Origin of the sequence: Saccharospirillum sp., from assembly GCF_040881935.1 — a bacterium.
Taxonomy (GTDB): Bacteria; Pseudomonadota; Gammaproteobacteria; order Pseudomonadales; family Natronospirillaceae; genus Saccharospirillum.
Genome location: NZ_JBBECH010000016.1, coordinates 1 through 6,425, shown reverse-complemented (window position 1 = coordinate 6,425; position 6,425 = coordinate 1). Strand labels below are relative to the sequence as shown.

The following is a 6,425-nucleotide window of genomic DNA, read 5'->3' as shown; positions in this document are numbered from 1 at the left end:
GCCGCCGAAGGCGCCGCGCAGCGGGCAAGTGCATGGATGCACTTGAGCCAATCCTCTCGGCCACATTCAACAGGAAACCTGGGTAGAATCAGCCAGAACCCGCCACAAGCGGTTTTTTTTGTGTCTGGCGCGCCCGAGTCGGACGAGAACCACTGCAGGTTCGACAAAACGCCAGGAGCGTTTTGGGCCGCCGAAGGCGCCGCGCAGCGGGCAAGTGCATGGATGCACTTGAGCCAATCCTGCCGACCTGTGCACCACCAAGTAACAGGCATTAGCCCAGGGGCCCGATGCACTCGATTGTCTGTGCTATAAAGGTGATGTTACCGGAGTAATCGGCGATGGCGTCGACTCGGTCGACTATTAGGGTAGGTCCGTTAAGTCGCTTACAGGATCCAACGTAAGTGACGGCAACTCTGGCAATAACCAGATTGCCGCCACGCGTGTTGGTGGCCTGTAGGCAGTCGAGGTTATTTAACCTGGATGGCCCAGCCCAATCCTTCGTTTTTACCTTCCAATTCTTTCAGTGCTTCTGCTTCGACAGCTGGTGAGAGGGCGATCAGATCCCGGTTAGTTGTCCAGCCACTGGTACTGGCCCGGATCTGCACCCACATCATAGTATCGAGTACCGTTAACGTGTCTTCCTTGATGTTAAACGGAATGTCGATGGGCACAATACTGTCATTGAAGTTGTAACGAACGTTGTCCTGGCGATCTACCTTGGTCTGAAAGGTGCCGAGGTAGTAGTCGCCTGCTGGTAATGGACCGTAAGTATCAACGAAGTCACCGCTGGACATTCTGACGTCAATCTCCATAACCTCCAGGTCGGTTTCCTGTTCGAACACTTTGAAGCCGTAATGGAAGCTGTAGGGTTGGCCCGTGTTGTTGTCCGGGTGCATCGGGAAGGCCAGTATGCCACCGCTTGTTTCAGTTGGAGAGGGGAGCGAGGCACAGCCAGCGATGCCCAGTGCGATGGTAGCCGACAGGGAGCGAACTAATGTCATGGGAAGTCCTTGTTATCATGGTCATTGCGTCCCGCCGCCACTTCTCGGTTTCGCAATCCTTAGAACCGACGACAGGGGTCAGGGAGAAATACTATCAGGAAGGGGGTGGGCAGGAAAGTTCTGACAAAGCGCCAGTGCCCCTTGGTTCGGCCACACTACTTGGGCAACGCCGGTCGGATAAGCCAGAGCCCTGGGGAATGATATAGAGGCTTCTAAAATAACGTATTAAGTGGACTTGTTTCAGCCAACTGAGGGAGCGACTGATTTGGCTACCCAATTGTCGCTTCGTGTGGGTGTCCTGGCAGCTGCCCTGCAAGTGCGAGAGAGTGTCAGAGCGAAACTGTATCCTGGTACGCCGAACGTTGCAGCGCTACAAATACCCGCCCGATCAGGCCGCCGATGCCGTGGAGCTGGTGCTTAAGCAGGCAGAGGCTTTGTCGAGTGGGTGGGTGAAGTGATGAATAATCAGATTGGGCTTTTATTGTGATTTTAATCAGCGACGGTGATAGGGATTTTGAGTCGATTATCGCTACGCTAAGTTGTAGTTTGTTGAGGGTCAGGCTGTCTGATAGCAACGCCATCTGCGCTGCACAGGGGCTTCTGGTGCAAGGCATGGATTCGCATTTTCTGAGAATGCTAGACATCGGTCTAAAGCCGCTTCAATTTGATGACCAGGGACGCATGTATTTTCTGGCCGCGCCGTTCAGTGTCACTTCAGATGGCGGATCTATTTCTGTTAGTCGGGATAATTGGGATCCGCGAATCTACCGTTTGGATGGTGTCGACAGCAATGTTCCCGATGTTCTGACAACCTCGGCCGATACCGTACATTTCTTTCATGTCCTTGGGGATGGCAGTGTAGTTTTGCAGGCTGATCAGGAAGCCACTGGTCAAACAACGCTGGTCATGGTGAGGGGGCAGCGCCGCATTAACTTGCTGCGTGATACCGGGTGGGGCGTTAACTTTTTTACAGTAGATGACCACCAGTCGGTACTGTTCGGCCAGTACGACGGAACAACGGAAAATGGCATCCGTATTGTTCGGCCACGGGCGGAGAGCAACGAACAGGTCGAGCAATCTACCTTGGATACACGCCTATTCGGGTCACTGCGCAGTGAAACGACATGGAAGTCTGCCACACCCCGCAAAGTGATGATCAGCGGGAACGGCAATGTATATGGACTGTTTGAAAGCAGTCGAAAACTGACTACCGGTTATCGCAATGTTTTGACATTGAACCAGATACTGCCTTACAGAGGTTCGCCCATTCTCGAAATAGAGCTCGAAGAAGACAACAGTTGGTGGGACTGGATGGGGCGCACGCCCATTCAAATTGTAGGAAACCATGTGTTTTATCGTACCTCCGTCGAGGTTCCTTACCTCGGCCAGGCCGACCAGCTAACTATGCTCGATATGCAAACCATGAAATCCACAAACATCATAGAACCCGGATCGGGCGGGCAACCGGATCTTGAGTTATCCAGTTGGACCATCGCCAACAATAGCTTGCATTTTGCTGGCTTTAACCTGAGTTCCAATCGGCTGGTCAAGGGAGAGTTGGACCTCAACTCGGTCAAAGCGTCAGATAACCCGGCCGATTCCCTGTCGCTGGTGGAGGTCGACTCGCTGGAGGCAGCCCTGTCCGATATCCAGGACATTGAGATTGTTCGTACACCCTCGCCGGTTCACGATCCAGATGCCGAGCCCGGCGTGCACAAAGTCGAGGTGGACTCCGACAATATTCACTCAGTCTCTATAGAGTTTACCGAACCCATGGAACCCACTTCAGTAGAGGCTGCACTTCAAATCAACAAGATGAACTCACCTCAACAACAGGATTTAGACGCCATGCCCATCTGGGTAAACAGAACCTTGCACCTGGTGCCGGACGAGATGAATGCCACCAATGAGACGGGCCTAGCTTACCCCGGCACCCAGCCTCTGGTATTCGAGAGTGACTACGAACTTGAACTTCACAGTGCTGTGATGACGGCTGATGGAGATGCAGTCGGCGCCCAATGGCTTGAAGAATGGACCACCCGCCCCGCCAGTGGGTGGTATGTTCGCCCGGACGACAACCTGGCCACCTTTGTCGGACCAGAGGGGGGTCAGCACTCCTGGACCGAAAAAGATGAGTGGTATCACCTCCTGGAGCTCACCTCGGGAGAACCCCTTGGACATCATTATTTTGAATTTGATGTCATCAACAAGGGCAGTAATGGCTTTCTAATCGATTTTCGCGATTACCTGAGCGAGTTTTGTAAAGACAACGACGGCGGCTGCTTGCGGGCCCGCATTGAGGTCAGTGCCTGGACTCATTGGGGGTACCATAACGCAGAAGGGCCTTACTCGATGGGGCAAGGGTATTTTCCAAACACCATGAACGGGACTTGGCAGACTTTACGCATCGAGCTTTACGGAAATACCTTCAGGGTAAGATTGAAACCGGCTGAAGACAGCGACGATGCTTATGTTTCTTTGTTGGACATTGAAGATAAGTCTGATGCCAACCGTTTTAGTACCATTAGTTTCGGACTGCGACAACCGCTGAGCTTCCGCCGATTCGATGTGGGCTTGCTCACCGAGCAGGGCGTCGAGACCGGGGAAATGGCACTGCAATGGGTAGCGGAACCAAGTGCGGCATTGCCAACTGGTCTTCAGCATGCGTTGGCGCAACCACTAAACTGACTTGCACTCAAAAGGGTGGTTGGCACAGGTTGCGCAGTCCAAGACCAAGAGGCAACTGAGCGATACCAGCGCCGGGTGATCGGTGGCGCATGCTGCGGGACTATCTGAATACGACGATACCTGACTCGATGCTCCAATAACAAACCTATTCCCAGTGCGGTGTCGCTGGCAGCGCAGCAATCCGCGCCAAACCTGGTCAGTGTGAGGCGTCGGCCGTCGTCGGCGACCAAGTCCCACTATTTAGGTCAACCCAACATAAGCAATCTGGCCAGGCATCCGGCCACCGAGTCTCGGCTAAACCGGCCGCATGCAGATGATAAACCGGCCAGTTAATCACCGTATTTTCTAATTAAAATTTTCCCTTCACCCCCCAATAAGCCGATAATTTCGTCATTTCATGGTCAATTGTTAATCTATGGCTACAGGTATAGTATGACGTGAACCGGCCAGTGAATTGGCCAAAGAACCGGCCATGGATGCGGCCAATAATCCGGCCAGACGGCCAAGCACTCACGCAACCACTAAAGCCTGGAGGCCGAATGCCACCCCCTGCAGCGATCCGGATGGAACCGATGTTGATTCGTGAGGACAATCCTGAGCTGGAAGCATTGGCGGATCTGGCCTGGCAGTTGGGTCAGGAATCCCCCCGTATCGCGTCGAGCCAGTTCAGCGAGGTCAAAGGGGCGGTGGCCAGGCTCGTTCGGGCGATGAACTGCTACTATTCCAACCTCATCGAAGGCCATGACACGTTACCGATCGATATCGACCGGGCGCTAGCCAATAAGTTCCAGGAAGATCAAGCGCAGCGGGATCTCCAAAAGGAAGCTATGGCTCACATAGAAGTGCAGCGGTGGCTCGATGAAGAAGATGGCTTGGCGGAGCTTGGGTTCGGTACGGCCGGGATTCGCGAAATCCACCGGCGATTTTACGGCGAGCTGCCGGCGCACATGCACCTGGTCATTCACCCCACGACCCGGAAGCCGTTGCCGATCGTCCCCGGCCAGTTCCGAGAGACCAACGTCATCGTCGGCCGACACATTCCCGTGGCGCCCGAGGATATTCAGCGCTGTATGGACCGGTGGGAGAACGCCTATGCCCAGCTGCCACCCCGCTTACTGCCGATGGCCGCTGCAGCGGCCCATCACCGGTTGCTGTGGATTCACCCGATGCTTGATGGGAACGGCCGTGTGGCACGACTGGTGACCCATGCCATGCTGAAAAAAGCGATCAGCGGTGTTGAGTTGTGGTCGGTCTCACGCGGGTTTGCCCGGAAAAAGGATCGATACAAGTACCTTCTGGAGTGCTGCGATCAGCCTCGACGTGGGGACCGTGACGGACGCGGCCAGCTCAGCGAATCCAGCCTGGTCGACTTCACACGGTATTTTCTGACCACCGCACTCGATCAGGTCAGGTTCATGACCGAGACCCTGAAGTCGGACAACTTCACCCGGGGCTTGCTGGAGTGGATTCGCAGCCAGCCGGATATCGCCCGTGGGGATAAGATCATTGAGCAGATTATTCTCTATGGCTCTATCGAGCGGGGAGAGGTTCCGGCGCTGCTTCAGATGCCCGAGCGAAGCGCCCGCCGAGTGGTCCAGAATCTGACCGATCACTTCCTGCTGTTGTCGGATTCTCACCGGGCACCGCTGCGGTTGAACCTGCCCCTGCATGCTGCCCAGGCAGTGTTTCCCAGCATGGTCCCTGGAAGCGCGGTTTAAATCACCGGTAAGTGGGCCGATTATGCTGCAAATTCATCTGCGCTGTTATATCTGACCTGCCTCCAATAGCTGAACGATTCACCGCTTAGCAATGTCAGTTAACTTTGACCCTTCTCCCGCAGTCCGATAGCCAGCGGCAAACTCAAATGGTGTCTGGTAGACCAATGTACAAGATCAGTACAAACCTCAGCAGGTGAATCCGAAAGGTACCTATACTTTTAAGATGAAAAGTGTACACTTTTCGATATTTCCGGAGATCACCCTTGCCTGATTCCCCCGATAAGCCCGACAGCTGCTGTGGTCGCGGCGGCGCCCGGCCCGGCTGTGGCCGTAAACCCGGTATCAAAACCCGGCCTGTCCGGCTGCCGGTTTGGTTGCTCGACGCTCTCGAGCAGCAGGACGACGTCCGTCATGCCATCATCCGCGCGTGTTCTAATGAATACGGTATTGAGCTGCCCGCGCACTGCAACCCTGGGAAGGCTGATGACTAAACGTCAATTTATCCTGCACTACTTTTTGCTTAATAAGTGGTCGTACCTGGTTGCGGTGATCTGTATTTTCCTGGTCAATTGGTTGCAAGTTGAGATACCGCGTTATATTCAACAGGCCATCGACTTGCTCGGTCACGCCGACCATGCCGCCCGCGGTAATCTGAATGAGTACGTTCTGTGGGTGGTTGCGTTTTCGCTGATCATGGTTGGTGTTCGCATCATGTCGCGGATGTATGCGCTGAACCCGGGGCGGATTACCGAAGCGCAGCTGAAAAATGATCTCTTTTACCGGTTGAACCGGTTGCCTGACGCTTATCACCAGCAATTTCAGTCTGGCAAGCTGATTTCGATCATCAATAACGACATGAACGGCATCCGCCTGTTCTACGGTATTGGCTTCCTGCAGTCCGTTAATGTGGTATTCGCCCTGTCGTTGACCCCGATCTGGATGTGGCGCATATCGCCATCACTGATGCTGTATTCGGTCATACCGGTGGTGTTGGCGTTTATCGTATTCAATCAGGGCT

At 54.3% G+C, this 6,425-nt stretch carries 6 protein-coding genes; 5 read left to right on the top strand and 1 reads right to left on the bottom strand.

The genetic code is table 11. The features are described from left to right. Positions 1-467: 467 nt before the first annotated feature. The gene (locus tag WEB54_RS01425) at positions 468-1,001 is read right to left on the bottom strand and encodes a hypothetical protein (protein WP_368052867.1); all 534 of its coding nucleotides are present in this window, start codon (positions 999-1,001) and stop codon (positions 468-470) included. A gap of 326 nt (positions 1,002-1,327) precedes the next feature. Here WEB54_RS01425 and WEB54_RS01420 point away from each other — a divergent pair, with 326 nt between their 5' ends. The 5 genes from WEB54_RS01420 to WEB54_RS01400 form a co-directional block, all read left to right on the top strand. Beyond that, positions 1,328-1,459, top strand: a complete 132-nt coding sequence (locus WEB54_RS01420) for a type I restriction enzyme endonuclease domain-containing protein (RefSeq protein ID WP_368052866.1) — start codon at positions 1,328-1,330, stop codon at positions 1,457-1,459. A 154-nt stretch (positions 1,460-1,613) separates the two neighbouring features. Continuing rightward, positions 1,614-3,689 (top strand): hypothetical protein, encoded by a 2,076-nt coding sequence (locus tag WEB54_RS01415; RefSeq protein WP_368052865.1) that lies wholly within the window; start codon positions 1,614-1,616, stop codon positions 3,687-3,689. Positions 3,690-4,228: 539 nt separating this feature from the next. Then, positions 4,229-5,407, top strand: a complete 1,179-nt coding sequence (locus WEB54_RS01410) for a Fic family protein (protein ID WP_368052864.1) — start codon at positions 4,229-4,231, stop codon at positions 5,405-5,407. Positions 5,408-5,670: 263 nt separating this feature from the next. Next, positions 5,671-5,898 (top strand): hypothetical protein, encoded by a 228-nt coding sequence (locus WEB54_RS01405; RefSeq protein WP_368052863.1) that lies wholly within the window; start codon positions 5,671-5,673, stop codon positions 5,896-5,898. Then, positions 5,891-6,425: ABC transporter transmembrane domain-containing protein (locus WEB54_RS01400; RefSeq protein WP_368052862.1), on the top strand; the 535-nt coding region annotated here is incomplete at its 3' end. The genes WEB54_RS01405 and WEB54_RS01400, both read left to right, overlap by 8 nt.

Coding starts and splice junctions, on each gene's coding strand:
- WEB54_RS01410 (WP_368052864.1), top strand. CDS start 4,229: ATGCCACCCCCTGCAGCGATCCGGATGGAACCGATGTTGATTCGTGAG.
- WEB54_RS01425 (WP_368052867.1), bottom strand. CDS start 1,001: ATGACATTAGTTCGCTCCCTGTCGGCTACCATCGCACTGGGCATCGCT.
- WEB54_RS01415 (WP_368052865.1), top strand. CDS start 1,614: ATGGATTCGCATTTTCTGAGAATGCTAGACATCGGTCTAAAGCCGCTT.